Source organism: Pseudomonas sp. B20, from assembly GCF_020515755.1.
In the GTDB taxonomy this organism is placed as follows: domain Bacteria; phylum Pseudomonadota; class Gammaproteobacteria; order Pseudomonadales; family Pseudomonadaceae; genus Aquipseudomonas; species Aquipseudomonas syringae.
The window spans coordinates 120,193-146,010 of record NZ_JAHPJG010000020.1; the positions used below are offsets into that span (position 1 = coordinate 120,193).

Genomic DNA, 25,818 nt, shown 5'->3' on the forward strand with positions numbered 1-25,818 from the left:
CAGGACTCTCGCATGCGTCTTAGAAATCTCAACCTGGCTCCACGAGCTGCCCTGTTTTTCGCTTCAATTATCTTTCTTGTTTTTGTGTTAGGCGTATTCGCAGTCCTGCAAATGGGCAAGCTGAGAGATGCTGAAAAAGACGTTGAACTCAATTGGATGGCCAGCATCCGCCAAACGGCTTTGATGGACAAAGCTACACTTCGCCTCAGGCTCGAAACCCAGCGAGGCCTTGCTGATCCTCAATCCATTCAAAAAAACATTGAAAGCTTCGCCGGCTATCGCAAGGCGTTCACTGACGCGGTGGCGAACTATGAGCCTCTGATAGCGAGTGATAAAGAGCGCTCGTTCTACACACCAGTAAAAGACAGCGCGGATGCCTACTCCAAACAGCTTGATCTGCTCGAACCGTTGATGAGGCAGGGTGATATCGCGGCTGCGGTCAGCCTGGTAAGTACCGGCATCCGTCCTCTGACGAACACTATGGAGGTGCAGATCAAGGACTTGACCAACTTCAACAATCAAGGTGCTGCGCAGGCCGGGCAGACCGCTACCGATCTTTACAATAACGGCCTGTGGCTGGTGGTCGGTCTTATCGCGGGTGTCGTCGTCTTGACGGTAGGTTTGGCTTTACTGCTGACGAAAAGTATTACTTCTCCGATTAACGATGCTCTGGCTGTCGCAGAACGTATCGCAGCGAGTGATCTCTCCAAGGAGGTATTGGTCAGCGGCACTGATGAGGCCGGGCGACTGTTGAAAGCGCTCGCGCAAATGCAGGCGAACCTGCGTGCCACAATCATGCAGATATCCGATTCTTCCACTCAACTGGCCTCAGCTTCCGAGGAAATGACGGTTGTTACTGAGGAGTCGAGTCGAGGCCTTGTCGCCCAGAATGACGAAGTCAATCAGGCTGCCACAGCGGTAACAGAAATGAGCGCCGCCGTAGATGAGGTTGCTCGTAACGCGGAGTCAGCTTCCGAAGAGTCAAAGCGTACCCAAGGTTATACCGAGGTAGGTTTGGCGCGGGTGGCTCAGACATTGCTGTCAATTCAAAAGCTGACGGGCAATGTTGAAAACACGAGCGAGCAGATCCAGGGGTTGTCAAATCGTGCGCAGAGCATTACTAAAGTTGTCGAGGTGATTCGGGCCATTGCAGAACAAACCAACCTGTTGGCGTTGAACGCTGCTATCGAGGCAGCACGAGCCGGTGAGCAAGGTCGTGGGTTTGCGGTCGTTGCAGACGAAGTAAGGGCCTTGGCCCATCGTACCCAGGTATCGACTCAAGAAATTGAACAAATGATTACCGCCATTCAGAGCGATTCTGAGCTGGCCGTGAAGGCGATGAACACAAGTAAAGATCTTGCGACCGAATCACTGGGTGTCGCTCAGGAGGCGAGTACCTCGCTGGATCAAATATCAACGGCCATTGTTCAGATCAATGAACGTAATCTCATGATCGCGACGGCCTCTGAAGAGCAGTCGCATGTTGCCCGTGAGGTTGACCGTAATCTGGTCAGTATTCGCGAGCTGGCAACGCAAAGTGCGGCGGGAGCCAGCCAGACGGCCAGTGCTTGCGGTGAAATGTCAAAACTGGCGATTAACCTGAATCAGCTGGTTAACCGGTTCGTTGTGTGACAAAGGGCTAGTCGGGAGCTTATGACTCGCTTCGGACTAGCCGCTCGCCGGAAAGCACTTTACCCAAAATGTTCCAATTTTCTCCTCACGAGGCAATTCCGACAAACCGGGATTGCCTGAAGGCCAAGCCTCCTCATACTCGTCCAGGGACTGAGCGATCATCTGCTTAACGCTGACGCTTTTTCGGTTTAAGCGCTCTATCGTACCGGTCACGCCAACTCGGCTTCACGTTTCATCATCCACGCTTAAGCCACCTGCTTGCGGTCGAAGGTTCGGGTTTCCTGATAAACTGGCTGGCCGTTTCGATTGATCCGTATCTGCGCGTAGTCAGCAGTCATGTTGCCTTCGCGCTTGAAGGGGCTGATCGTTCCTATTTTGAGTGGGTACATTTTTGATTTGGGTTGGTACACATTACCAACGCGCTACAACATCCAAGCAAAGATGCCCATAAACCGCTGTATAAAAGATCAGTATCGATGAGCATCGAAGAAGTAAAACAACCCGTAAATGCTGGTGAATCGGCCCCAGTACTATCCCGGCGCTTTTCGGTTGCCCCGATGATGGACTGGACCGACCACCACTGCCGCTATTTCATGCGCAAGCTGTCAAAGCATGCCTTGCTCTACACCGAGATGGTCACCACCGGTGCCTTGTTGCATGGCGACCGTGAGCGATTCCTGCGGCATGATGAAACCGAGCATCCGCTGGCATTGCAGCTGGGTGGCAGTACGGCGGCGGATCTGGCTGCGTGTTCGCGTCTGGCGCAAGAGGCGGGGTATGACGAGGTCAATCTGAACGTCGGTTGCCCGAGTGACCGGGTGCAGAACAACATGATCGGTGCGTGCCTGATGGCGCATCCTGAGCTGGTGGCGGATTGTGTGAAGGCGATGCGCGATGCGGTTGGTATTCCGGTCACGGTCAAGCACCGGATCGGTATCAATGGCCGTGACAGCTACGCCGAGTTGTGTGATTTCGTCGGCAAGGTTCAGGAGGCGGGTTGCCAGAGTTTCACGGTTCACGCGCGTATCGCGATTCTCGAAGGGCTGTCTCCCAAGGAAAACCGCGATATTCCGCCATTGCGGTATGACGTGGTCGCGCAGTTGAAGTCTGACTTTCCTGACCTGGAGATTGTGCTCAACGGCGGCATCAAGACGCTGGAGCAGTGCAGTGAGCATTTGCAGACGTTCGATGGCGTGATGCTGGGGCGTGAGGCTTATCACAATCCTTATTTGCTGGCGCATGTGGACCAGCAGTTGTTCGGCAGCACTGCGCCGGTCATCAGTCGTTACGATGCGTTGGAGTCGATGCGGCCGTACATTGCTGCGCACATTGCCAGCGGCGGCAACATGCACCACGTCACCCGGCATATGCTCGGTCTTGGCCTGGGTTTCCCTGGCGCGCGACGCTTCCGTCAGTTGCTGTCGGTTGACATACACAAGGCCGAAAATCCCATGCTGTTGCTGGATCAGGCCGCGGCGTTTCTGCAGGGGCATTGATCGCCTGTGCCGTGCGTTGATCTGAGCTGAATCAAAGGAACCGCTTATTCCAGTAGCGGCGTTATCGGGCTGCGGTTATGTTGAGCGCATAACCCAACAAGGAAAACGCCCATGCACAAAGTCCTGGTTCCTTTCGACGGCTCCGAGCACGCCATGCGTGCCTTGGGCTATGTCATCGAGTTGTCTGGCGAGCTCACCAAGTCGCTCGAGGTACATATCCTGAATGTGCAGGCCAGCCCCATCGATTACAGCCTTTATCTGGCTCCCGACATGATTGATGGCGTCAAGGCCGGCTTGACCAATGAAGGCAAGCGGGTGCTGGCTGATGCGGTTGCGTTGTTGACTGCTGCTGGTGTGCCGTTTCAGGCACACGTCGATCTGGGCAACGTGGCCGAACAGGTCGAGGCTGCAGTTCAGCGACTCGACTGCGACGCCGTGGTCATGGGCACCCGCGGGCTCGGCAACTTTGGTGGCCTGCTGCTGGGCTCCGTGGCCACGCGGGTGATCCATGAAGCATCGGTGCCGGTGACGCTGATCAAATAATCACTGCTGCGCCAGCGTTCGCGGCTGGCGCAGCAGTTCAATATTTTCCGCAGGCACCAGCTCGCGCAGCGATTTATACAGCGCGCGGGTCTCCAGCAGGTTCCAGATGCGCAGCATGGTTTCCAGGGCATCCAGCGGCTTGCTGATGAAATCCCGCGCGCCCAGCGCCAGGGCGCGCAGGCGGGTATCGCGTGTCGCGTCGGCGGTCAGGACCATGATCGGCAGGTAGTCATTGGCCGGTATGCGCCGGTTGAGCTGCTCCAGCACCGCGAAACCATCGAATTCGGGCATGTGCAGATCGAGCACAACAAGGTCGGGCTCGAAGCTGTTGAACAGGTCCAGCGTGCGCAACGGCTCGGTGCTGCTCAGGACATTGGTCAGCCCCTCGCGGGCAAGCAGTTGCTCCATCAGGTCGAGGTTGGGCCGCTGGTCATCGATGATCAGAATGCGGAAGTCGCCGGTCATGTGGGCTCCGGTAAATACTGGTCCAGGAGGGCGAGGAACACCGGCACCTGGATGGGTTTGATCACAATGGCCGTGGCTCCGGCCTGTTTCAGTTCGCGATGGGCTTTATCACTTGCGTCGGCAGTGATCATCAGCACGGGCGTGTGGGCAGTAGCCGGCAGGTGGCGCAGACGCTGCAGCACCTCAAGCCCCTTGATGTCCGGCAGGTTGAGGTCGAGAAGAATCAGCTGTGGCGCATGCTGGCGCGCCAGATCAAGCCCCAGCTGGCCCTGCATGCTCGACAGCAACTGGATACCAGGCCTGCGTTGCAGCAGCGTTTCAATCAGGGCCATGCTCGACAGGTTGTCTTCGATGCACAGCAGTTTGCCATGATAGGCCGGGCGGGCAGGTGAGCGTGTGTCAGGCGTGATCTCAAGGGCGATGTCAGCTTGACGGGGCAGTGCAGCGGCAGGCGGCTGCACCCGCACAAGCGGCAGCGCCAATATGAACCGGCAGCCCTCGTCCGGCGTGTTTTGTACGGACAGTGTGCCGTGCATCATCTCCAGCATGCTTTTGCTCAGCGCCAGTCCCAGCCCGGTCCCTTCGACGCTCGGGTTGGCATCCAGGCGTTCGAACGGCTTGAACAGCTGTCCGATACGCTCCGGCGCAATCCCGTAGCCAGTGTCCACTACGCTGACCGTGACCTGCTCGGCGGTCTGCTCGATTTCAATCCGCACCTGTCCGGCGGGCCGGTTGTATTTGATGGCGTTGGACAGCAGGTTCAGCAACACCTGAATCAAGCGCTGACGATCAGCGACTACGCCGATCTCGTCAGGCAGCACCGGCAAGGGCTTCAATTCGATATTGGCGTCGGCGGCCATTGGCGAGACCAGCACCAGCGCTTCTTCAAGCACGCTCGACAGGGATACCGGCTCGAGGATCAGGGAAACATGCCCGGCTTCGATTCTGGCGATGTCGAGCACTTCATTGATCAGCTTCAGCAGATGCTGGCCTGCCCGCAGAATATGACCGATTTGCGGGCGCTGGCTGGCGGGGGAGTCCATGTCCAGCAACTGGGCAAAGCCCAGAATCGAGTTCAGCGGCGTGCGCAATTCGTGGCTCATGCGCGACAGAAATTCACTTTTGGCCCGGCTGGCGCGTTCGGCTTCCTCGCGCGCAGTGCCCAGGGCAATTTCGGCAACGCGACGATCACTGATGTCACGGGTGATCTTGGAGAAACCGCGCAGCTCGTCATTGCTGTCGTATTGCGCGGTGATCACCACACTGGCCCAGAAACGGCTGCCATCCTTGCGTTGGCGCCAGCCTTCTTCGGTATACCGGCCATTGACGGTGGCCTCATGCAGCGCCATGTCGGGGTGTTGCGGACACTCCTGCTGCAGATAGAACACAGAAAAGTGCTGGCCGATGATCTCCTGCTCCGTGTACCCCTTGATACGCTCGGCGCCTGCGTTCCAGGTGGTGATGTAGCCGTTGCGGTCCAGCGCGAAGATGCCGTAGTCCTTGACGCCTTCGATGATCAGCCGCAAACGCTCTTCGTTGTCGCGCAGTGCGCGTTCGCGTTCGGCCAGCAATTGACCGGCTTCGACGAGCCGGGTGCCGAGCTGGCCGATTTCGTCCTTTTCAGGCGGCTGGGGCAGCAGCGGATGCCCGAGCGCCAGACGCTGGGCGTTGCGTTGCACCTGATGCACCCTGGCGACGATGCCTTTGGACAGCATCAGCACGGCAAGAATGGCACCGAAGATTCCGCAGGCTGCGGCCAGCAGGGTAGACAGCAGCAGGCGCTCGCGGGTGGCTGCCGCAGCCTCGGTACGTTCGGCGAGCAGCGCGTCTTCACGCTCGCGCATGATGCCGATGCGTTCGCGTAACTGGTCGAGTACGTACTTGTTTTCGATCAGGATACGGGCGACGGTTTCCTGATCTTCGCTATTCATCGAGCGCAGTTTTTCCAGGCCTTCGACCTTGGTGTTGATCAGCGGCTCGATGTCTTTCAGGTGTTCGCGCATCTGCTCGTCACGCACATTGGTGTTGAGCCGGGCCAGCGCCGCCTCGATCAGCGGTTGCGCGTTGAGGTAGCCGGGCAGGAAGTCTTCCTGGTGGGTCAGCAGGTAGCCACGTACGCTGGCCGCACCTTCTGCGATCTGGGTGTGAAGGGTCTGGATATCGCCTTGCACGAGCAGCACACGCCGCACGTCTTCCTCTGCCCGAGCAGTCTGGCGCTCGGCGATATAGATCAGCACCAGCGAGAACATGAGAATCGCCAGTGGCAGCGAAATAGCCACCAGCGCCTTGCCGCGTAGCGGAAGGTCCTCCCAGCGACTGCTGGCGTGTGCGGTCATTGCCAGTCGCTCGTCGATTGGCTCACCAGCCCCAGTGCCACACCGCGTACCGCCGCCTGCGTGCGGTCCGAGGCGCCGAGTTTGCCGATGACCTTTTCCACGTGGGCCTTGGCAGTGCCGGTGGTGATGCCGAGTTTTTCGCCGATTTCCCGGTTACTGAAGCCGCCCGCTACCAAGCCGAGTACCTGACGTTCACGCGGGGTGAGGGTTTCCGGCAGGGCGGCACCACTGGTGTTGCGTTCGGTCATGCGCCGCAGCAGGCGCGCGCTGACGGCGCTGTTCAGTGCTTCTTCACCACGCGCCACCCGTTGCAGGCCGTCGATCACTTCGTCGCGGCTGGCATCCTTGAGCAGGTAGCCCACCGCACCGGCACTGATCGCAGCTTCCAGGTGATCGGTGCTGTCATCCATGGTGAAAATCACCACTTTCAGATCCGGCATGCGCTGTTGGAGAATCCGCGCAGCGCCCAGCCCGTTGAGCACCGGCATGCGAATGTCGAGGATGGCGATGTCCGGTTGCAGTTCCAGGCACAGATCGATGGCTTGCTGGCCGTCGGCTGCCTGACCGACCACTTCGAATTCCGGATGACCCGCCAGCAGCGAGACGAACCCGGTGCGCGTCACTTCATGATCGTCCGCTAAAACCAGTCGCACAGTGTCAGTCATGTCATTGCCTTGTCTGCGGTAAAAGGAACGATGGCGCGCAGTCGGGTGCCGTGCCCGGGCCGACTGACGCAGGTCAGACGGCCGCCGAGCAGGCTGGCGCGCTCCTGCATGGCCACCAGGCCCAGTTTCTGGACGCCTTTGCCATTAAACGGTTTTTGGGTGATGAAGCCACTGCCGTTGTCTTCCAGCAGCAGTGAAATGTGCTCTTCACTCAGTTCCAGGGCCAATTCTACGCGGCCTGCACTGGCGTGTTTGAGCACATTGTTGATGCCTTCCTGGGCTATACGGAACAGGGCGATTTCCAGATGGCTGGGCAGGCGGGTCAGGGAGCGCGAGCGCCAGTGCACCGCTACTCCGGCTTCACGCAACCGGTCGGCGTCCTTGTCGACCGCCTGCAGCAGACCGAAATCGTCGAGCACGCTCGGCCGCAGTCCACTGATCAACTGTCGACCTTCACCCACGCAGTGCTGTGCCAGCTTGAGAATGGCCTGCAGATCGGCGTCCAGTGGCGCAGGCAGCTCCGGACAGCGACCGGCAAAGCCCTGCAATCGCTGGTGCAGACCGGCCAGGGTCTGGGCCAGACCATCATGCAGGTCGTAGGCCATGCGTTTGCGTTCGTCTTCCTGAGCGGTGAACAACTGGCGGACCAGTTCGGACATGGTCTGCTCTCTGACCACCAGCGCGTCGAGCAGCCGATTGTTTTCCAGGTGCGCCGCCAGCAACGTCGCCAGCAATTGCAGCGACTCGATGTCTTCGTTGTCCGGCGCATTGATGCCCACGCTGTTGGCCAGCAGCAGGGTGCCAAATGAGCCTTCGTCGGCGCCACGCAACGGTAACAGCAGCATGCACGGCAGGTCGGCAGCGGGCCGCTCCAGCCATTGCGGGCCGGTGGCCAGCGGGTCGGCAGCGGTTTCAAGCGTGGCGAGGCGTTCGGCACTGCCATGACTGGCGGTGGTCTGCACACCGTTGTCGGCACTCCATTCCAGCAGCAGGCCATGGTCCATGGCCACGAATGCGCACGCACGTTGCAGCACGCACTGGCGCATGGCCTGAGGTGGCAGATGGGTCAGCTCCTGGCCGGTATCGACCAGCAGACGAAGACGTGCGGCGCGGCTTTGCGACTGGCGATACTGGTTACGGATTGCCAGTGCGCTTGCCGGGTCATGGGGAGGACTTTGCATGGGGTGCTCCAGCGAGGGTTGATGCCCGCGCGGGCATAACAGAAGTAAGGCTATTAGAACTGTATCAGGAGGTGAAGCCTATCTGCCGATCGGCATACACAGTTAACCCCGGTTGGCCGATGGCGAGCCGTGGCGGGGAGGGCAAAGTGGCACTCACTGAATCCCTGAACAGATCCCCGTAGGAGAGTAGCGATGAAAACGAAATTGACCGCCCTGGCCCTGTTGCTGGCTGTAAGTGCACCGATGGTTCACGCTGCTGCCGAGCCGTCCGGCTACACCTACCGCATGGTGGCCGAGACGCCAAGCAATGTGAACGACAAGGAAATCGCCGGTCTGTTTGATCGCTGGAACAAGGCCCTGCAAACCGGAAACTCCACTACCGTCGCATCGTTGTACGCGCCTGACGCTGTCCTGCAGCCTACGGTCTCCAACAAGGTGCGTGCCACTCCGGCAGAGATCAAGGACTACTTCGACAAGTTCCTGGCGCTCAAGCCGATCGGCGAGATCAACTACCGGGAGATTCGTCGCCTGGGCCCTGATGCCGCAGCGGACAACGGTGTCTACACCTTCACGTTGACGGCGCCGGACGGCAAGAAGACCAAGGTACAGGCACGTTACTCGTTCCTCTACCACCGCGTCGGCAATGAGTGGAAGATTCTCAACCACCACTCCTCGGCGATGCCGGAAGTGCAGCCTGAGTATCAGGTCAGCCGCTGATCCGTCGTCTGCCAGGCTGAAAACAAAAATCCGGAGCCAGTGCTCCGGATTTTTTTGCCTGTCTGAACCGCTCGCAATCAGGCTTCGGCCTGGGCGCCATTGACCTTGCGGCAATGAATCAGCGCATCGCGGATCATGAAGTTGACCAGTGTCGGCGACACACCCAGTTCCTTGGCGATGTCCTTTTGCGGCACGCCGTGCAGGCGGTACATCTCGAACGCATAGCGGGTGCGGGGCGGCAGCTCGGTCAGGGCGTCGGCAATTTTCTCCAGGCTGGAGAAATTGATGTGCGAGATTTCCGGCGAGGCACCCTGAATTACAACGTTCAGCCCCTCGGCCTCGGGGCCGGTGTATTTCTGTTCCAGTGCCTGTTTGCGGTAATGATCGATGGCCAGGTTGCGCACGATCTGAAACAGGTAACTGAGCTGTGCCTTGAAGGTCAGCGTGGCCTGCGGTGCCGAGCGCAGTCTGAAAAAGGCATCCTGCACGACGTCTTCGGCGCGCGAGCGGCAACCCACGATGCGGGCCGCAATCTTGACCAGCAGCAAGTAGTTATCGACGAATGCCTGGAGTAAGGGTGAGTCGCACTTACTTGTGATTACGTGTTCCGTCATGGAATTCACCTTGCTGCTTCAACAATGGAGGGGAGGGCCGCATGAAAGGAGCAGCGCCATCACATGGGGCGACAAATTATCCTTAATGATAATTATTGTCAAATGCGAAAGCCAATCAGCGCACTTTAAAAGGGCGCTTTTGTCCTGCATGTCTTCACCGCGTGCATCCGCCTAATTATTTGCAGACGCCATCCGTTCTCATTGGTGACAGGCCCGACCACGGTTGCGGCCAGGGAATACCTCAGGAGAACCCCATGCGTTCCGATCACGCGCATCGCCGCTGTTACATCCGTGCCCACAGACGGACGGTTTCGATATGAGCACGCCGGTGAGCCTGACGCTGTTCTGTCTGCCCTATTCGGGGGCCAGCGCGATGTTCTACAGCCCCTGGCGGCGCAAATTGCCAGAGTGGCTGAACGTGCGCCCGCTGGAGCTTCCCGGTCGTGGCATGCGCATGGACGAGCCCTTGCAGACCGACATCGTGCAGTTGGCCAATCATCTGGCCGACGAGATCAGTGCCGAACTGGACAAGCCCTATGCGCTGTTTGGTCACAGTCTGGGCGGGCTGCTGGCCTTTGAGCTGGCGCACGCCTTGCGCAAGCGCGGTCTGCCTGCGCCGCTGGCGCTGTTCGCATCGGCGACTGCCGGCCCGGTGCGTCGCGATGTCAGCGAATACGCCACTGCGAAGACTGATGCGCAACTGCTCGACCGATTGCGCACGTTAAAAGGCACCAGCGAAAACGTCATCGCCAACCAGGAGCTCATGCAGTTGATGCTGCCGATCCTGCGCGCCGATTTTCTGCTCTGCGGCAGCTTTGTGTATGGCAGGCGCGAGCCGCTCAGCGTGCCGATCCATGTATTTGGCGGCAAGCAGGACAGCATCAGCGTCGAGCAGCTGCTCGACTGGCAGGAGGAGACCTGCACCGGCTTCTCTCTGGACATGTTCGAGGGCCATCACTTTTATCTGGTCGACGAGCAAACGCAGCTGCTCCGTCTGCTGCGGCGCTATTGCGAACAGCACCTGACACGCTGGCGCAACAGCGCGTCACGGCAAATGAACCGGGCCGCCGGTTGACCCTGTCTGCTCCGCACGCGGCCTCCTTGCAGGGCGCGCGTCTTTTTTGAAATTCAGATTTTATCTGGCACGCCGAATCTAGCAGGAACCCCATCATGGATGCGTTTGAACTCCCCGACACTCTGGCTCAGGCTCTTCAGCGTCGCGCCTTGCACACGCCGGATCGGCTGGCGCTGCGTTTTCTCACCGATGAGAAAGACCAGGGCCTGGTGTTGACCTACCGTGACCTGGACCTGCGCGCGCGGACCATCGCTGCTGCATTGCAACGTGAGGCTGTGCCGGGAGATCGGGCGATTCTGCTGTTCCATAGCGGGCCGGACTATGTCGCGGCGTTCTTCGGCTGCCTGTATGCCGGGGTCATTGCCGTGCCGGCTTATCCGCCGGAATCCAATCGTCGCCATCACCAGGAGCGACTGCTGTCGATCATCGCCGATGCCGAGCCGCGTCTGCTGCTGACCGGCTCCGATTTGCAGCCTGCCTTGCTGCAGATGGACGAGCTTTGCGCCGCCGATGCACCGCCATTGCTCTGTGTCGACACGTTGCCTGCTGCCCCGGCACAAGACTGGCAGGGCCCGCAGCTGCAGGCCGACGACATCGCATTCCTGCAATACACCTCGGGCTCGACCGCACTGCCCAAGGGCGTGCAGGTCACGCATGGCAATCTGGTCGCCAACGAGTCATTGATCCGCCACAGCTTCGGCATCGACGTCAACCCGGACGACGTGATTGTCAGCTGGCTGCCGCTGTACCACGACATGGGTCTGATCGGCGGCTTGTTGCAGCCGATTTTCAGCGGCGTCCCATGCATCCTGATGGCTCCCGCGTACTTCCTTGCCCGGCCATTGCGCTGGCTGGAAGCGATCAGTGAATACGGCGGCACCATCAGCGGCGGGCCTGACTTTGCCTACCAGCTGTGCAGCGCACGGGTCAGCGATTCTGCGCTGGAGCGTCTGGACCTGAGTCGCTGGCGTGTGGCGTATTCGGGCTCCGAGCCGATTCGCGAAGACAGCCTGAGCGCATTTGCCGAGAAGTTCGCCAGTTGCGGCTTCACGCCTGACAGCTTCATGGCGTCCTACGGCCTGGCCGAAGCGACGCTGTATGTGGCCGGAGGCAAGCGCGGCAAGGGTATTCCATCGCTGCGCCTGGACGCGCAGGCGCTGGCGCGCAATGTCGTAGAACCGGGTGACGGTATGCCGATCATGAGCTGCGGCACGGGCCAGCCAGGGCATGGCGTGCTGATCGCCGACCCGGTCAGCCTGCAGGTGCTCGACGAAAATCAGGTTGGCGAAGTCTGGGCCAGCGGGCCGAGCATCGCCCACGGTTACTGGCGCAACCCTGAGGCCACCGTCAGGGCATTCGTGCAGCATGCCGGGCAGACCTGGCTGCGCACCGGCGACCTGGGTTTTCAGCGTCACGGCGAGCTGTACATCACCGGCCGCCTGAAGGACATGCTGATTGTTCGTGGCCAAAACCTGTACCCGCAGGACATCGAAAAGCTCATCGAGAGCGAGGTGGATGTCGTGCGCAAAGGCCGGGTGGCGGCGTTTGCCGTCACTCAGGACGGTAGCGAAGGCATCGGCATTGCTGCTGAAATCAGTCGCAGCGTGCAGAAAACCCTCACGCCGGACGCGTTGATCAAAATCATCCGGCAGACCGTGGCCGAGGCGTTTCAGGAAGCGCCGAGTGTCGTGGTGCTGCTCAATCCGGGCGCGCTGCCCAAGACCTCCAGCGGCAAATTGCAGCGCTCGGCCTGCCGCACGCGTCTGGCCGACGGCAGCCTGGACAGCTACGCGGTGTTTCCTGCGAGCGATGCCACTCTTTCAGGCTGTGCCCCAAGCAGCGGCTCGGACCTGCAAGCGCAGATCGCCACAGTCTGGTGCGAGCAGTTGCAGTGCGAGCAGGTCAGTGCCGACGACCATTTCTTCCTGCTGGGCGGCAACTCGATCATCGCGACCCAGGTCGTGGCCCGCCTGCGCGAAACGCTGGGGATCGACCTGAACCTGCGACTGCTCTTCGAAGCACCGACACTGGCGGCCTTCGCGGCACAGGTCAAAACGCTGCAGACCGCCGCATCGCAAGGCGACAGCCAGACACAGAGCGCCATCGCCCGATTGCCCGGCAATGAGCATCTGCCACAGTCCATGGCCCAAAACCGCCTGTGGTTCCTCTGGCAGCTCGATCCGCACAGCAGCGCCTACAACATTCCCGGCGGGCTCCATCTGCGCGGTGAACTGGACAGCACTGCGTTGCGCACCAGCTTCCAGCGCCTTATCGAGCGCCATGAATCGCTGCGTACGCGCTTCTACGAACAGGACGGCGTGGCCCTGCAACGTATCGACGCGCCAAGTGAATTTCACCTCGACACACTCGATATCAGCGACCTGCCCAGCGCCGAGCGTCAGGCACGGGCCGTGGCGATTCGCGAACAACAGGCGCGCTTGCCGTTCGATCTGCAACACGGCCCTTTGCTGCGCGTCACGCTGCTGCAACTGGACGAAGAAGAGCATCAATTGCTGGTCACGCTGCACCACATCATTGCCGATGGCTGGTCGCTGAATGTGCTGATCGACGAATTCTCGCGCCTCTACGCCTCGGCTGTTCAGGGCCAGACGCTGGAGCTGGCACCGTTGCCGCTGCGTTACGCCGATTACGGCCAATGGCAGCGCGAATGGCTGGCGAACGGCGAGGCCGAGCGCCAACTGGCTTACTGGCAGCAGCAACTGGGTGATGAACAGCCAGTCCTGACGCTGAACGCTGACCATCCGCGTTCGGCCCGCCAGCAGCACAGCGCCTCGCGCTACAGCCTGCGCTTGACTGCCGAACTGAGCGCCGCCGTGCGCAACACCGCGCAAGCCTGGCAATCGACGTCGTTCATGTTCCTGCTGGCAGGGTTCCAGACCCTGTTGCATCGTTACAGCGGGCAAGCCGACATTCGCATCGGTGTGCCCGGCGCCAATCGGCCACGCCATGAAACTCAGGGCCTGATCGGCTTCTTCATCAACACCCTGGTGCTGCGCGCAGAGCTGGACCCGCGTCTGCCATTCTCGACCCTGCTGGCCCAGACCCGGCAGGCGGCGCTTGAAGCCCAGGCCCATCAGGACGTGCCGTTCGAGCAACTGGTCGAAGCGTTTCCGCAGGCGCGCGAGCACGGTCTGTTTCAAGTCATGTTCAACCACCAGCAACGCGACCTCGGCGCGCTGCGTCGTCTGCCGGGGCTGCTGGCCGAAGAGCTGCCGTGGCACAGCCGCGAGGCCAAGTTCGATCTGCAACTGCATAGCGAGGAGGACCGCAACGGCCGCCTGACGCTGTCCTTCGATTACGCTGACGAACTGTTCGAGCACGACACCATCGTCGCCATGGCTAGGCACTATGTACGTCTGCTGACGCAGGTCAGTCAGCAGGCCCAGCTCGCGCTGGGTGACGTGCAACTGCTCAGCGCCGAGGAGCAGGAGCAACAGGCGCAATGGAGCGCCGCGTCTTGCACGCCGGCCACGCTGTGGTTGCCTGAACGGCTGGACCGCCAGGCGCGGCAGACCCCGGAACGTATCGCACTGGTGTGGGAGGGCGGCAGCCTCGACTTCGCCAGCCTGCACGCGCAGGCCAACCGCCTGGCGCATTACCTGCGCGACAAGGGCGTTGGTCCGGACATCAAGGTGGCGATCGCCGCCGAGCGTTCGCCGCAGCTGTTGATCGGGCTGCTGGCGATCCTCAAGGCAGGCGGGGCTTACGTGCCGCTAGACCCGGACTATCCGATGGATCGACTCGCCTACATGCTGCAGGACAGCGGGGTCGAACTGCTGTTGACCCAGAGCCATCTGCTGGGCGACCTGCCGAGCGCCGAGGGCGTGTGCACGGTCGCCATGGACACCCTGCACCTGGACAACTGGCCGGTCAGTGCGCCGCGTCTGAACCTGCACGGCGACAACCTGGCGTACGTGATTTACACCTCCGGCTCGACCGGTCAGCCCAAAGGCGTCGGCAACACTCACGCGGCCCTGGCCGAGCGCCTGCAATGGATGCAGGACACCTACGCACTGGATGAAAGCGACGTGCTGATGCAGAAGGCACCGATCAGTTTCGACGTTTCGGTGTGGGAGTGCTTCTGGCCGCTGATCACCGGCTGCCGTCTGCTGCTGGCAGGCCCTGGCGAACACCGCGATCCGCAGCGCATCGCGCAGCTGATCAACGCGTATTCGGTGACCACGCTGCACTTCGTGCCGCCGCTGCTGCAACTGTTCATCGATGAGCCGCTGGCGCAGCAGTGCAGCAGCCTGCGTCGGCTGTTTTCCGGCGGCGAAGCGTTGCCCGGCGAGCTGCGCAACCGGGTGCTCGAGCAACTGCCCGGCGTACAGCTGCACAACCGCTATGGCCCGACTGAAACCGCGATCAACGTCACCCACTGGCAGTGCCGGATCAGCGACGGCCTGCGCTCGCCGATCGGCCGGCCATTGGGCAATGTGCTGTGCCGGGTGCTGGACAGCGAACTGAATCCGCTGCCACGCGGGGTGGCCGGGGAGCTGTGCATCGGCGGCATCGGTCTGGCGCGTGGCTATCTGAGGCGTCCCGGGCTGACCGCCGAGCGCTTCATCGCCGATCCGCTGGGGCAAGCGGGTGAGCGCCTGTATCGCACCGGGGACCTGGTACGCTGGGCCGCCGATGGCGCGCTGGAATACCTCGGTCGTCTGGATCAGCAGGTCAAACTGCGCGGTTTCCGCGTCGAACCACAAGAGATCGAAGCGCGTTTGCTGGCCCAGCCAGGCATAGGCCAGGCAGCCGTGCTGCTGCGCGAAACCGTTGCCGGGCCGCAACTGATCGGTTACTACACCGCCGAAGCAGGGCAGAACGTCGAGGCTGAGCGCATCAAGTCGGCACTGGCCCTGGAGCTGCCGGATTACATGGTCCCGGCGCAGCTGGTGCGCCTCGACAGCATGCCCCTGAGCCCGAGCGGCAAGCTGGATCGTCGCGCCTTGCCCGAGCCGCAATGGCAGACTCGCGAACACGTCGAGCCGCAGACCGATCTGCAAAAACAGATCGCCGCTGTCTGGCGACAGGTGCTGGGCGTGCCGCGTGTCGGCCTGCGCGATGATTTCTTCGAGCTGGGCGGGCATTCGTTGCTGGCCACGCAAATCATTTCCCGCGTGCGTCAGGCGTGCGACATCGACCTGCCGTTACGGACGCTGTTCGAAGCCAGCGAACTGGGCGCGTTTGCCGAACAGGTTGAGGCCATTCAGCAGTCCGGCGCACGCAGCAGCCTGCAACCGATTGCCCGTGTCGACCGCAGCCAGCCGGTGCCGTTGTCCTACTCCCAGCAGCGCATGTGGTTCCTCTGGCAGATGGAACCGGACAGCCCGGCCTACAACGTCGGCGGCATGGCGCGCCTGAAAGGCGTGCTGAACATCGAGTGCTTCGAGGCAGCGCTACAAGCCTTGATCCTGCGCCACGAAACCCTGCGCACCACGTTCCCGAGCGTCAACGGCGTAGCGTGCCAGCAGGTCAGCGAGCAGTCCGGCCTGCGCGTGCAGTGGCAGGATTATTCTGCGTTGCCCGCCGAGGCTCGTCAGCAACGCATTCAGGCACTGGCCGACAGCGAGGCGCACCAGCCCTTCGATCTGGAAACCGGACCGTTGTTGCGCGCGTGTCTGGCCAAGGCGAGCGACCTTGAGCATTACTTTGTCCTGACCCTGCACCACATCGTCACCGAAGGCTGGGCGATGGACATTTTCGCCCGCGAACTGGGGCAGCTTTACGAAGCCTTCCTCGAAGGACGACCATCGCCGCTGAAGCCACTGGCGGTGCATTACCTGGATTACAGCGTCTGGCAGCGGCAGTGGATGGAAGCCGGCGAACGCCAGCGCCAGCTCGATTACTGGACCGCGCAGTTGGGCAACGAGCACCCATTGCTGGAGCTGCCTGCGGACCGACCGCGTCCGCCGGTGCAAAGCCATCAGGGCGAACTGTATCGCTTCGACCTGAACGCCGACCTGGCCGCGAAAGTTCGTGCATTCAATGCGCGCAACGGCCTGACCCTGTTCATGACCATGACCGCCACCCTGGCGGTATTGCTCTACCGCTACAGCGGCCAGAACGACTTGCGCATCGGCGCGCCGGTGGCCAACCGCATTCGTCCGGAAAGCGAAGGGCTGATCGGCGCGTTCCTCAATACCCAGGTGTTGCGCGTGCAGCTTGACGGGCAGATGAGCGTCGCCCAGCTGTTCGAACAGGTTCGCCACACGGTGATCGAAGGCCAGTCGCATCAGGACCTGCCGTTCGATCATCTGGTCGAAGCCCTGCAACCGCCACGCAGCGCAGCCTACAACCCGCTGTTTCAGGTGATGTGCAACGTGCAACGCTGGGAGTTCCAGCAAAGCCGCGAACTGGCGGGCATGACTGTCGAGTACCTGGTCAACGATGCGCGAGCCACCAAGTTCGACCTCAATCTGGAAGTCACCGAACTGGACCACCGTCTGGGTTGCTGCCTGACCTACAGCACCGATCTGTTCGACGAACCGCGCATCGCGCAGATGGCCGAGCACTGGCTGAACCTGCTGCAGGCGCTGCTCGCTGATCCACAACAGCGTTTGAGTGAATTGCCGCTGCTGCAGGACACAGAGCGTCAGCATCTGCTCGACAGCCTCGGCGTCGAAGCGGGTGAACAACGGCTCGACCAATGCATTCACAGCCTGTTCGCCGAACAGGCACAACGGCGGGCAGACGCGCCGGCGCTGACGTTCGCCGGGCAAACCCTCAGCTACGCCGAGCTGGACGCCAAGGCCAATCAACTGGCCTGGATGCTTCGCGAACGCGGCGTCGGCCCGCAGGTTCGCGTCGGTCTGGCGCTGCCGCGTTCGCTGGACATGGTCGTCGGCCTGCTGGCGATCCTCAAGGCCGGTGGCGCTTACGTGCCGCTTGACCCGGAATACCCGCTGGAACGCCTGCACTACATGATCGAAGACAGCGGCGTCGGGTTGCTGCTGAGCGATCGTGCCCTGTTTACCGCGTTGGGCGAGTTGCCTGAGGGGGTGGCCCGCGGGTGCCTGGAAGACGATCAGCCGCTGCTGGAATCTTTTTCGTCCGATGAACTGCCGTTCATCAGCCTGCCGCAGCATCAGGCGTATCTGATCTACACCTCCGGTTCGACCGGCAAACCCAAGGGCGTGGTGGTGTCCCATGGTGAAATCGCCATGCATTGCCAGGCGGTGATCCGACGCTTCGACATGCGCCCTGACGACTGTGAGCTGCATTTCTACTCGATCAATTTCGATGCCGCTACCGAGCGTCTGCTGGTGCCCTTGCTCAGCGGTGCGCGTGTGGTGCTGCGTGCTCAGGGGCAGTGGGACGCCGAAGAAATCTGCACGCTGATTCGTCAGCAGCAGGTCAATATTCTCGGCTTCACGCCCAGTTACGGCAGCCAGTTGGCGCAGTGGCTGGCGACCCAGGGCCAGACCCTGCCGGTGCGCATGTGCATCACCGGCGGCGAAGCGTTGACCGGCGAACACCTGCAACGCATCCGTGCGGTGTTCCAGCCCGAGCTGCTGTTCAATGCCTACGGCCCGACCGAAACCGTGGTCATGCCGCTGGCCAGTCTGGCCCCGCAGCAACTGGAGGAGGGCGAAGCCAGCGTGCCGATCGGTCGCGTGGTCGGTGCAAGGGTGGCGTACATTCTCGACGCCGATCTGGCGCTGGTGCCCCAGGGCGCGAGCGGCGAGCTGTTCATCGGCGGAGCGGGCCTGGCGCAAGGCTATCACCAGCGCCCCGGCATGACTGCCGAACGCTTCGTGGCCGATACATTCGCCAGCAATGGCGGACGTCTGTATCGCACCGGCGATCTGGTGCGCCAGCGCGCCGACGGTTTGGTGGAATACCTGGGGCGTATCGACCATCAGGTGAAGATTCGCGGCTTCCGCATCGAGCTGGGTGAAATCGAAACCCGCTTGCTGGAGCACGAAGCCGTTCGCGAAGCCATTGTGCTGGCGCTGGACACGCCGTCGGGCAAGCAGCTGGCGGGCTATCTGGTCAGCGACGTGGCCGGGCAGGGCGATGAGCCGCAGACGCAATTGCGTGAAGCGCTCAAGTCGCACCTCAAGGCGCAACTGCCGGACTATATGGTGCCGACCCACCTGATCCTGCTCGACAGCATGCCGCTGACCGCCAACGGCAAACTTGACCGCCGTGCCTTGCCTGCACCAGACCCGGAGCTCAATCGTCAACACTACGTAGCGCCCGCCAGTGAGCTGGAGCAACAGTTGGCGGCAATCTGGTGTGCGGTGTTGAACGTGGAAAAAGTCGGCCTCAACGATAACTTCTTCGAGCTGGGCGGCGACTCGATCCTGTCGATTCAGGTGGTCAGCCGTGCGCGTCAGCTAGGTATACATTTCAGCCCGCGTGATTTGTTCCAGCACCAGACCGTGCAGACCCTGGCCGCCGTGGCGACCACCCGCGAACTGATTCAGGCCGAGCAGGGCCAGCTCGACGGTTCTTCCGGCCTGACGCCGATTCAACACTGGTTCTTCGACACGCCGATCCCCAGGAGTCAGCACTGGAATCAGTCGTTGCTGCTGGAGCCGCTCAGCGCGCTGGACCCGAACGTCCTTGAGCAGGCGTTGCGTGCGCTGCTCGAGCAACACGATGCCCTGCGCCTGAGTTTCACCGAGCATGAGGGCACGTGGCAGGCAGAACACCGCGCAGTGTCCGCCGACACCACCCTGTTGATTCAGGCGCAGGTCAGCGACATGGCCGAATGCGCAGCCTTGTACGCCGACACCCAGCGCAGTCTCGACCTGCAAGACGGTCCGCTGCTGCGCGCCTTGCTGGTCGACGGTCCGCAGGGCCAGCAACGGTTGCTGATGGTCATTCATCACCTGGTGGTCGATGGCGTGTCATGGCGTGTGCTGCTCGACGATCTGCAAACTGCTTATCGTCAATTAAGCGAAGCCGCGCCGGTGCGCTTTGCGGCGAAGACCAGCGCCTTCCGCGACTGGGCCGCGCGTCTGCAGGCCTATGCAGGTAATGAATCGTTACGTGAAGAACTGCACCTGTGGCAGCGCCAGCTGGACGGTCCTGCGACGAGTCTGCCGTGCCATAACCCGCAGGGCGGTCGGCAGAATCGTCATGCGCAGACGGTCAGCGTGCGCCTGGATGCCGAACGTACCCGGCAACTGCTGCAACAGGCGCCGAGTGCCTACCGAACCCAGGTCAACGACCTGCTGCTGACCGCGCTGGCACAGGTGGTCTGCCGTTGGAGCGAGCAGCCGTCGACGCTGATCCAGCTTGAAGGTCACGGCCGTGAAAACCTGTTCGATGACATCGACCTGACCCGTACGGTGGGCTGGTTTACCAGCGCCTATCCGCTGCGCCTGACGCCAGCGCCGGCTGCCGATTCGGCACCGGGCGACTCGATCAAGGCGATCAAGGAGCAACTGCGCCAGGTGCCGCACAAGGGGCTGGGCTATGGCGTGCTGCGCTACCTGGCCGACAGCGCCAGCAAGGCTGCCATGCAGGCACTGCTGGTGGCGCCGATCACCTTCAACTACCTAGGCCAGTTTGATCAGAGCTTCGCTGACGACGCGCTGTTCCGCCCGCTGGAAGAGTCGCCAGGCGCGGCCCACGATCCGCAGGCGCCGCTGCCCAACGAACTCAGCATCGACAGTCAGGTGTACGGCGGCGAGTTATTGCTGCGCTGGACTTTCAGTGCCGAGCGCTATGAACCCGCTGCCATCGAAGCGCTGGCGCAGGATTACCTGGCCTGCCTGCAGGCGCTGATTGCCCATTGCCTGGCCGATGGCAGCGGCGGCTTGACGCCGTCGGACTTCCCGCTGGCTGCTCTGGATCAGGCGCAGCTCGACGCGCTGCCGGTTCCGCCAAGCCACATCGAGGACGTCTACCCGCTGACCCCGATGCAGGAGGGCATGCTGCTGCACACCCTGCTTGAGCCGGGCACCGGGCTGTATTACATGCAGGACCGCTACCGCATCGACAGCGCGCTGGACCCGCAGCGTTTCGCCCAGGCCTGGCAAGCGGTCATCGCCCGTCACGAAGCGTTGCGTGCCTCGTTCTGCTGGAACATCGGCGAAACCATGCTGCAGGTCATTCACAAACCGGGCAGCACGCCAATCGAGTATCTGGACTGGCGTGACGTGCCGGCGGAGCAGCAGGAGCCGCGTTTGCAGGCCCTGCTCAAGTCCGAGCGCGAGGCCGGTTTCGCGCTGCTCGATCAGCCGCCGTTCCACCTGCGCCTGATCCGCGTCGACGAGGCGCGCTACTGGTTCATGATGAGCAACCACCACATCCTGATCGATGCCTGGTGCCGCTCGCTGCTGATGAACGACTTCTTCGACATCTACACCGCGCTGGGCGAAGGTCGCGATGCGCAACTGGCCCCCGCACCGCGCTATCGGGACTACATCGGCTGGCTGCAACGCCGAGGCCTGACGCAGGCGCGTGACTGGTGGCGAGATAACCTGCGCGGCTTCGAGCGGCCTACGCCGATCCCCAGCGACCGGCCGTTCCTGCGTGAACATGCCGGCGACAGCGGTGGCATGGTGGTGGGCGACTGCTACACCCGTCTCGATGAACGCGACGGTGCGCAACTGCGCGAACTGGCGCAGCAGCATCAACTGACCGTCAACACCTTCGCCCAGGCGGCGTGGGCGCTGACCCTGCGGCGCATGAGCGGTGATCGCGACGTGGTGTTCGGCGTTACCGTGGCCGGGCGGCCGGTGGAACTGCCGCAGATGCAGCGCACGGTCGGGTTGTTCATCAACACCATCGCCCTGCGTGTCGGCATGCCGGCTGACGACCAGCGTTGCAGCGTTCGCCAGTGGCTCGGCCAGTTGCTGGACAGCAACATGCAACTGCGCGAGTACGAGTACTTGCCGCTGGTGACCATTCAGGAAAACAGCGAGCTGCCCAAGGGCCAGCCGCTGTTCGACAGCCTGTTCGTGTTCGAGAACGCGCCGGTCGAGGTCTCGGTGCTGGACCGTGCGCAAAGCCTGAATGCCACCTCGGATTCCGGGCGCACCCACACCAACTACCCGCTGACCGCGGTCTGCTATCCGGGCGATGACCTGGGCCTGCACCTGTCCTACGACCAGCGCTATTTCGACGAATCCACCGTGCAGAGCATGCTCAGTGAGTTCAAGCGCCTGCTGCTGGCGCTGGTCGAAGGCTTTCATGGCGACATGGCCGAGCTGGCGCTGGTCAGTGAGCAGGAACGCACTTTCCTGATCGACGGCTGTAATCAGAGCGATCACGCTTATCCGCTGGATAAAAGCTATGTCGAACTGTTCGAAGCACAGGTCGCGGCGCATCCGGAGCGCATTGCGGTCAGTTGCCTGGGTCGCCAGCTCAGCTATGCCGAGCTGAATATCGCCAGCAACCGTCTGGGCCATGCCCTGATCGAGGCTGGTGTCGGTTTCGATCAGCCGGTTGCCTTGCTCGCCGAGCGCGGTGTTGAATTACTCGGCATGATCATCGGCAGCTTCAAGGCCGGTGCCGGTTACCTGCCGCTGGACCCGGCGCTGCCGAACTCGCGTCTGAGCGGCATCATCGACCAGAGCGCCACGCCGCTGCTGGTGTGCAGCGCTGAGTGTCTGGAACAGGGCAGGGCGTTACTTGATGCGCTGCCTGAGTCGAGCCGACCGCAGTTGCGGGTCTGGGAAAACGTGCAGCAGAGCGATTCCGCGCAGCACAACCCTGGTCGCTACAGCGCGCCGGACAACCTCGCTTATGTGATCTTCACCTCAGGCTCTACCGGGCTGCCGAAGGGCGTGATGGTCGAGCAGCGCGGCATGCTCAATAACCAGTTGAGCAAGGTGCCTTACCTGAGCCTGAGCGAACGCGATGTGATCGCCCAGACCGCCTCGCAGAGTTTCGACATTTCGGTCTGGCAGTTTCTCGCCGCGCCGCTGTTTGGTGCTCGGGTGGACATCGTGCCGAACGACATCGCCCGTGACCCGCAGGCCCTTTTGGCGCATGTTCAGGCGCAGCGCATCAGTGTGCTGGAAAGCGTGCCGTCGCTGATCACCGGCCTGCTCGCCGAACCGCAGGCAGCGCTCGACAGCCTGCGCTGGATGCTGCCGACCGGGGAAGCCATGCCGCCGGAACTGGCCAGCCAGTGGCTGCAACGTTACCCGCAGATCGGCCTGGTGAATGCCTATGGTCCGGCCGAGTGTTCCGACGATGTGGCGTTCTTCCGGGTCGATGTGCAGTCCACTCGCAGCGCTTATCTGCCGATCGGTTCGCCGACCGACAACAATCGTCTGTACCTGCTCGACGATGCGCTGGACCTCGTGCCGCTGGGTGCCGTCGGTGAGCTGTGCGTAGCCGGTGCCGGTGTCGGTCGTGGTTATGTCGCTGATCCGCTGCGCACCGTGCCGGTGTTCGTGCCGCATCCGTTCGGTGCGCCGGGCGAACGTCTGTACCGCACCGGTGACCTGGCGCGGCGGCGCAAGGACGGCGTGCTGGAGTACGTCGGCCGGGTCGATCATCAGGTGAAGATTCGTGGTTATCGCATCGAGCTGGGCGAAATCGAAACCCGTCTGCTGGAGCATCCCGCTATCCGTGATTCAGTGGTGCTGGACGTCGACGGCCCATTGGGCAAGGTGCTGGCGGCCTATCTGGTGCCGCGTTCCGCGACGCAGGATCACGAGGCTCTGCGTGACGAGGTGAAAAACCACCTCAAGGCCAGCCTGCCGGACTACATGGTGCCGACGCATCTGGTGCTGCTGGAGGCCATGCCGCTGACCCCGAACGGCAAGCTCGACCGCAAGGCCCTGCCTGAGCCGGACGTCAGCCTTGCGCAGCAGGATTACCTGGCGCCGCAGACGGAGATGGAGCAGCAGCTGGCGACGATCTGGGCCGATGTGCTCAAGGTCGAGCGCGTGGGTATTACCGACAACTTCTTCGAGCTGGGCGGGCACTCGCTGCTCGCGACCCAGGTGGTGACCCGTGCGCAGAAGCGCTTGAAGCGTAACGTGCCGTTGCGGGCAATGTTCGAGTTCAGCACCGTTCAGGCGTTGGCGCAGCACCTGGAAAGCCTTGGCGGAGCACAGGTCGACGAGCAGAAATTCGACCGTCTGGCGGACTTGATGGCGGAACTGGAAGGGCTCTGATCAGCCTCTCGTCGGAGAGGTGGGGCTGCGGATAAAAAACTCGTTACCGGGTGTAAATCCGCAGCCCGCTGGCGCGTTTTCAAAGCAACGAACACACACCTGAGGCGGCATGCGCCAACGTCCATGCTTCGGGTCATTCAAGCCGCGTATTGAGGGTTGCACAGATGTCAGTCGCTACCAGGTTTATCGATGACCAGCCGACACGGGTTGCCCCGGCTGCGGCTGAGACGCTCTACCAGTTCGACGAATCGCCACTGCTGGCCCGACAGAGTCGCCAGGAGTCCAACGCACGCAGCTACCCGCGGCGCATACCGCTGGCGCTCAAACGCGCCAAGGGTATTCACATTGAGGACGTCGAAGGGCGGCGCTTCATCGATTGCCTGGCAGGCGCGGGCACCCTGGCGTTGGGGCATAACCATCCAGTGATTATCGAAGCGATCCAGCAGGTGATCGCCGACGAGTTGCCGCTGCACACCCTGGACCTTACCACGCCGGTCAAAGACCAGTTTGTTCAGGACCTGTTCGGCCTGCTGCCGCCAGCGCTGGCCGATGAGGCGAAGATTCAGTTCTGCGGCCCAACCGGGACCGATGCGGTGGAAGCCGCGTTGAAGCTGGTGCGTACCGCTACCGGACGCAGCACGGTCTTGTCATTTCAGGGCGGTTATCACGGCATGAGCCAGGGCGCATTGAGCCTGATGGGCAGCCTGGGGCCTAAAAAGCCGCTGGGTGCGTTGCTCGGCACAGGCGTGCAGTTTCTGCCGTACCCCTATGATTACCGTTGCCCATTCGGGCTTGGCGGTGAACAGGGCGTGCGCGCCAACCTGCATTATCTGGAAAACCTGCTCAACGACCCGGAAGCCGGCGTGCAATTGCCCGCAGCGGTCATTCTTGAAGTGGTGCAGGGCGAGGGCGGAGTCATCCCTGCTGATCTGGACTGGCTGCGCGGCGTGCGACGCATCACCGAAAAGGCCGGCGTGGCGCTGATCGTCGATGAAATCCAGAGCGGTTTCGCACGCACCGGCAAGATGTTTGCCTTCGAACATGCCGGGATCATCCCGGACGTGGTGGTCATGTCCAAAGCCATCGGCGGCAGTCTGCCACTGGCGGTGGTGGTCTATCGTTCATGGCTGGATACCTGGCTGCCAGGCGCTCACGCCGGGACCTTTCGCGGCAATCAGATGGCCATGGCTACCGGTTCTGCCGTCATGCGCTATCTTCAGGAGCACTCCATTTGCGAACACGCGACAGCCATGGGCGCGCGGCTGTCCGGGCATCTGCGTGCCTTGCAGCGTGACTTCCCGCAACTGGGCGATATTCGCGGGCGCGGGCTGATGCTCGGTGTCGAACTGGTTGACCCGTCCGGTGCGCGCGATGCACAGGGACATCCGCCGCTATTTGCGCGTCTGGCCCCACTGATCCAGCGTGAATGCCTCAAGCGCGGGTTGATTCTGGAGCTGGGTGGTCGACATGCCAGCGTGGTACGTTTTCTGCCACCGCTGATCATCACCGCCGAGCAGATCGACGAAGTGGCAGAGATCTTTGGCCGTGCGTTGAACGCCGCTGTCGCCCAGGTTTAATTTTTCGACGTAGTGATACGTTCAATCCCTATAGCTGCCATGAATTGGCACGGCAGCCCTGAACACACATGGAGAGCAGCAATGACTTCAGTATTCGATCGGGAAGACATCGTCTTTCAAGTTGTAGTCAACCACGAAGAACAGTATTCCATCTGGCCCGACTACAAGGCGATCCCCAACGGCTGGCGCACCGTGGGCAAAAGCGGCTTCAAGAAAGAATGCCTGGCCCACATCGAAGAAGTCTGGACCGACATGCGCCCCCTGAGCCTGCGCCAGAAAATGGAAGCGCAGACGGCCTGATTGAAGGTCTGGACGGATACTTCGATTACGATTATCGTGCGACGCTCCGCGTCGTCATGCCGTTCCGGACGCTCCGCGTCCTCTTTGCGACGCAGAGCGTCGAGAACT

13 protein-coding genes and 2 pseudogenes are annotated in these 25,818 nt (G+C 61.8%); 9 read left to right on the plus strand and 6 right to left on the minus strand.

Annotated elements, in window-relative coordinates; all coding sequences use genetic code 11:
- Window positions 1–12 precede the first annotated feature (12 nt).
- Window positions 13–777 (plus strand): annotated as a pseudogene (locus LIX91_RS25895) (MCP four helix bundle domain-containing protein); the annotation flags it as partial.
- Between the two features lie 66 nt (window positions 778–843).
- Window positions 844–1,632: a methyl-accepting chemotaxis protein gene (locus tag LIX91_RS25900; RefSeq protein ID WP_373365801.1), complete on the plus strand. Its 789-nt coding sequence runs from the start codon at window positions 844–846 to the stop codon at window positions 1,630–1,632.
- Window positions 1,633–1,746: 114 nt separating this feature from the next.
- Here the strand turns inward: LIX91_RS25900 and LIX91_RS19620 are convergent.
- A pseudogene (locus LIX91_RS19620) lies at window positions 1,747–2,006 on the minus strand (site-specific integrase); the annotation flags it as partial.
- 102 nt (window positions 2,007–2,108) lie between these two features.
- Between LIX91_RS19620 and dusA the strand changes: the two are divergent.
- Window positions 2,109–3,128, plus strand: a complete 1,020-nt coding sequence (gene dusA, locus LIX91_RS19625; RefSeq protein WP_032656166.1) for a tRNA dihydrouridine(20/20a) synthase DusA — start codon at window positions 2,109–2,111, stop codon at window positions 3,126–3,128.
- Between the two features lie 111 nt (window positions 3,129–3,239).
- Window positions 3,240–3,671 carry a universal stress protein gene (locus tag LIX91_RS19630; RefSeq protein ID WP_003415966.1) on the plus strand — a complete coding sequence of 144 codons (432 nt, stop codon included), beginning with the start codon at window positions 3,240–3,242 and terminating at the stop codon, window positions 3,669–3,671.
- Here the strand turns inward: LIX91_RS19630 and LIX91_RS19635 are convergent, their stop codons facing one another.
- The 4 genes from LIX91_RS19635 to LIX91_RS19650 are packed head-to-tail and all read right to left on the minus strand — an operon-like array spanning window position 3,672 to window position 8,318.
- Window positions 3,672–4,136, minus strand: a complete 465-nt coding sequence (locus tag LIX91_RS19635) for a response regulator (protein ID WP_003406975.1) — start codon at window positions 4,134–4,136, stop codon at window positions 3,672–3,674.
- Window positions 4,133–6,472 (minus strand): ATP-binding protein, encoded by a 2,340-nt coding sequence (locus LIX91_RS19640; RefSeq protein WP_226489004.1) that lies wholly within the window; start codon window positions 6,470–6,472, stop codon window positions 4,133–4,135. The genes LIX91_RS19635 and LIX91_RS19640 overlap by 4 nt, the downstream gene beginning before the upstream one ends.
- Window positions 6,469–7,137: a response regulator gene (locus LIX91_RS19645; RefSeq protein WP_004410300.1), complete on the minus strand. Its 669-nt coding sequence runs from the start codon at window positions 7,135–7,137 to the stop codon at window positions 6,469–6,471. The genes LIX91_RS19640 and LIX91_RS19645 overlap by 4 nt, the downstream gene beginning before the upstream one ends.
- On the minus strand, window positions 7,134–8,318 hold the full coding sequence (locus LIX91_RS19650; RefSeq protein ID WP_100072629.1) for a sensor histidine kinase: 1,185 nt from the start codon (window positions 8,316–8,318) through the stop codon (window positions 7,134–7,136). Before LIX91_RS19650 ends, LIX91_RS19645 begins: the two co-directional genes overlap by 4 nt.
- A gap of 192 nt (window positions 8,319–8,510) precedes the next feature.
- Between LIX91_RS19650 and LIX91_RS19655 the strand changes: the two genes are divergently transcribed.
- Window positions 8,511–9,035 carry an SgcJ/EcaC family oxidoreductase gene (locus tag LIX91_RS19655; RefSeq protein WP_003406965.1) on the plus strand — a complete coding sequence of 175 codons (525 nt, stop codon included), beginning with the start codon at window positions 8,511–8,513 and terminating at the stop codon, window positions 9,033–9,035.
- Window positions 9,036–9,112: 77 nt separating this feature from the next.
- On the opposite strand, the gene LIX91_RS19660 is transcribed toward LIX91_RS19655, so the two are convergent.
- Window positions 9,113–9,649, minus strand: coding sequence for an RNA polymerase factor sigma-70 (locus LIX91_RS19660; RefSeq protein WP_003319375.1), 537 nt, complete (start codon window positions 9,647–9,649; stop codon window positions 9,113–9,115).
- Between the two features lie 316 nt (window positions 9,650–9,965).
- Between LIX91_RS19660 and LIX91_RS19665 the strand changes: the two genes are divergently transcribed.
- From LIX91_RS19665 to LIX91_RS19680, 4 genes are all read left to right on the plus strand, one after another.
- Window positions 9,966–10,724 (plus strand): thioesterase II family protein, encoded by a 759-nt coding sequence (locus LIX91_RS19665; RefSeq protein WP_003415997.1) that lies wholly within the window; start codon window positions 9,966–9,968, stop codon window positions 10,722–10,724.
- 95 nt (window positions 10,725–10,819) lie between these two features.
- Window positions 10,820–23,833: a non-ribosomal peptide synthetase gene (locus LIX91_RS19670; RefSeq protein WP_230412607.1), complete on the plus strand. Its 13,014-nt coding sequence runs from the start codon at window positions 10,820–10,822 to the stop codon at window positions 23,831–23,833.
- A gap of 164 nt (window positions 23,834–23,997) precedes the next feature.
- Window positions 23,998–25,410: an aspartate aminotransferase family protein gene (locus LIX91_RS19675; protein WP_100072627.1), complete on the plus strand. Its 1,413-nt coding sequence runs from the start codon at window positions 23,998–24,000 to the stop codon at window positions 25,408–25,410.
- A gap of 81 nt (window positions 25,411–25,491) precedes the next feature.
- Complete coding sequence (locus LIX91_RS19680) at window positions 25,492–25,710, plus strand: MbtH family protein (RefSeq protein WP_074819409.1); 219 nt, start codon at window positions 25,492–25,494, stop codon at window positions 25,708–25,710.
- Window positions 25,711–25,818: the final 108 nt, after the last annotated feature.

Bases quoted from the DNA above. Each gene is read 5' to 3' on its own strand.
- LIX91_RS25900 (WP_373365801.1), top strand. From the start codon at position 844: ATGACGGTTGTTACTGAGGAGTCGAGTCGAGGCCTTGTCGCCCAGAAT.
- dusA (WP_032656166.1), top strand. From the start codon at position 2,109: ATGAGCATCGAAGAAGTAAAACAACCCGTAAATGCTGGTGAATCGGCC.
- LIX91_RS19630 (WP_003415966.1), top strand. From the start codon at position 3,240: ATGCACAAAGTCCTGGTTCCTTTCGACGGCTCCGAGCACGCCATGCGT.
- LIX91_RS19635 (WP_003406975.1), bottom strand. From the start codon at position 4,136: ATGACCGGCGACTTCCGCATTCTGATCATCGATGACCAGCGGCCCAAC.
- LIX91_RS19640 (WP_226489004.1), bottom strand. From the start codon at position 6,472: ATGACCGCACACGCCAGCAGTCGCTGGGAGGACCTTCCGCTACGCGGC.
- LIX91_RS19645 (WP_004410300.1), bottom strand. From the start codon at position 7,137: ATGACTGACACTGTGCGACTGGTTTTAGCGGACGATCATGAAGTGACG.
- LIX91_RS19650 (WP_100072629.1), bottom strand. From the start codon at position 8,318: ATGCAAAGTCCTCCCCATGACCCGGCAAGCGCACTGGCAATCCGTAAC.
- LIX91_RS19655 (WP_003406965.1), top strand. From the start codon at position 8,511: ATGAAAACGAAATTGACCGCCCTGGCCCTGTTGCTGGCTGTAAGTGCA.
- LIX91_RS19660 (WP_003319375.1), bottom strand. From the start codon at position 9,649: ATGACGGAACACGTAATCACAAGTAAGTGCGACTCACCCTTACTCCAG.
- LIX91_RS19665 (WP_003415997.1), top strand. From the start codon at position 9,966: ATGAGCACGCCGGTGAGCCTGACGCTGTTCTGTCTGCCCTATTCGGGG.
- LIX91_RS19670 (WP_230412607.1), top strand. From the start codon at position 10,820: ATGGATGCGTTTGAACTCCCCGACACTCTGGCTCAGGCTCTTCAGCGT.
- LIX91_RS19675 (WP_100072627.1), top strand. From the start codon at position 23,998: ATGTCAGTCGCTACCAGGTTTATCGATGACCAGCCGACACGGGTTGCC.
- LIX91_RS19680 (WP_074819409.1), top strand. From the start codon at position 25,492: ATGACTTCAGTATTCGATCGGGAAGACATCGTCTTTCAAGTTGTAGTC.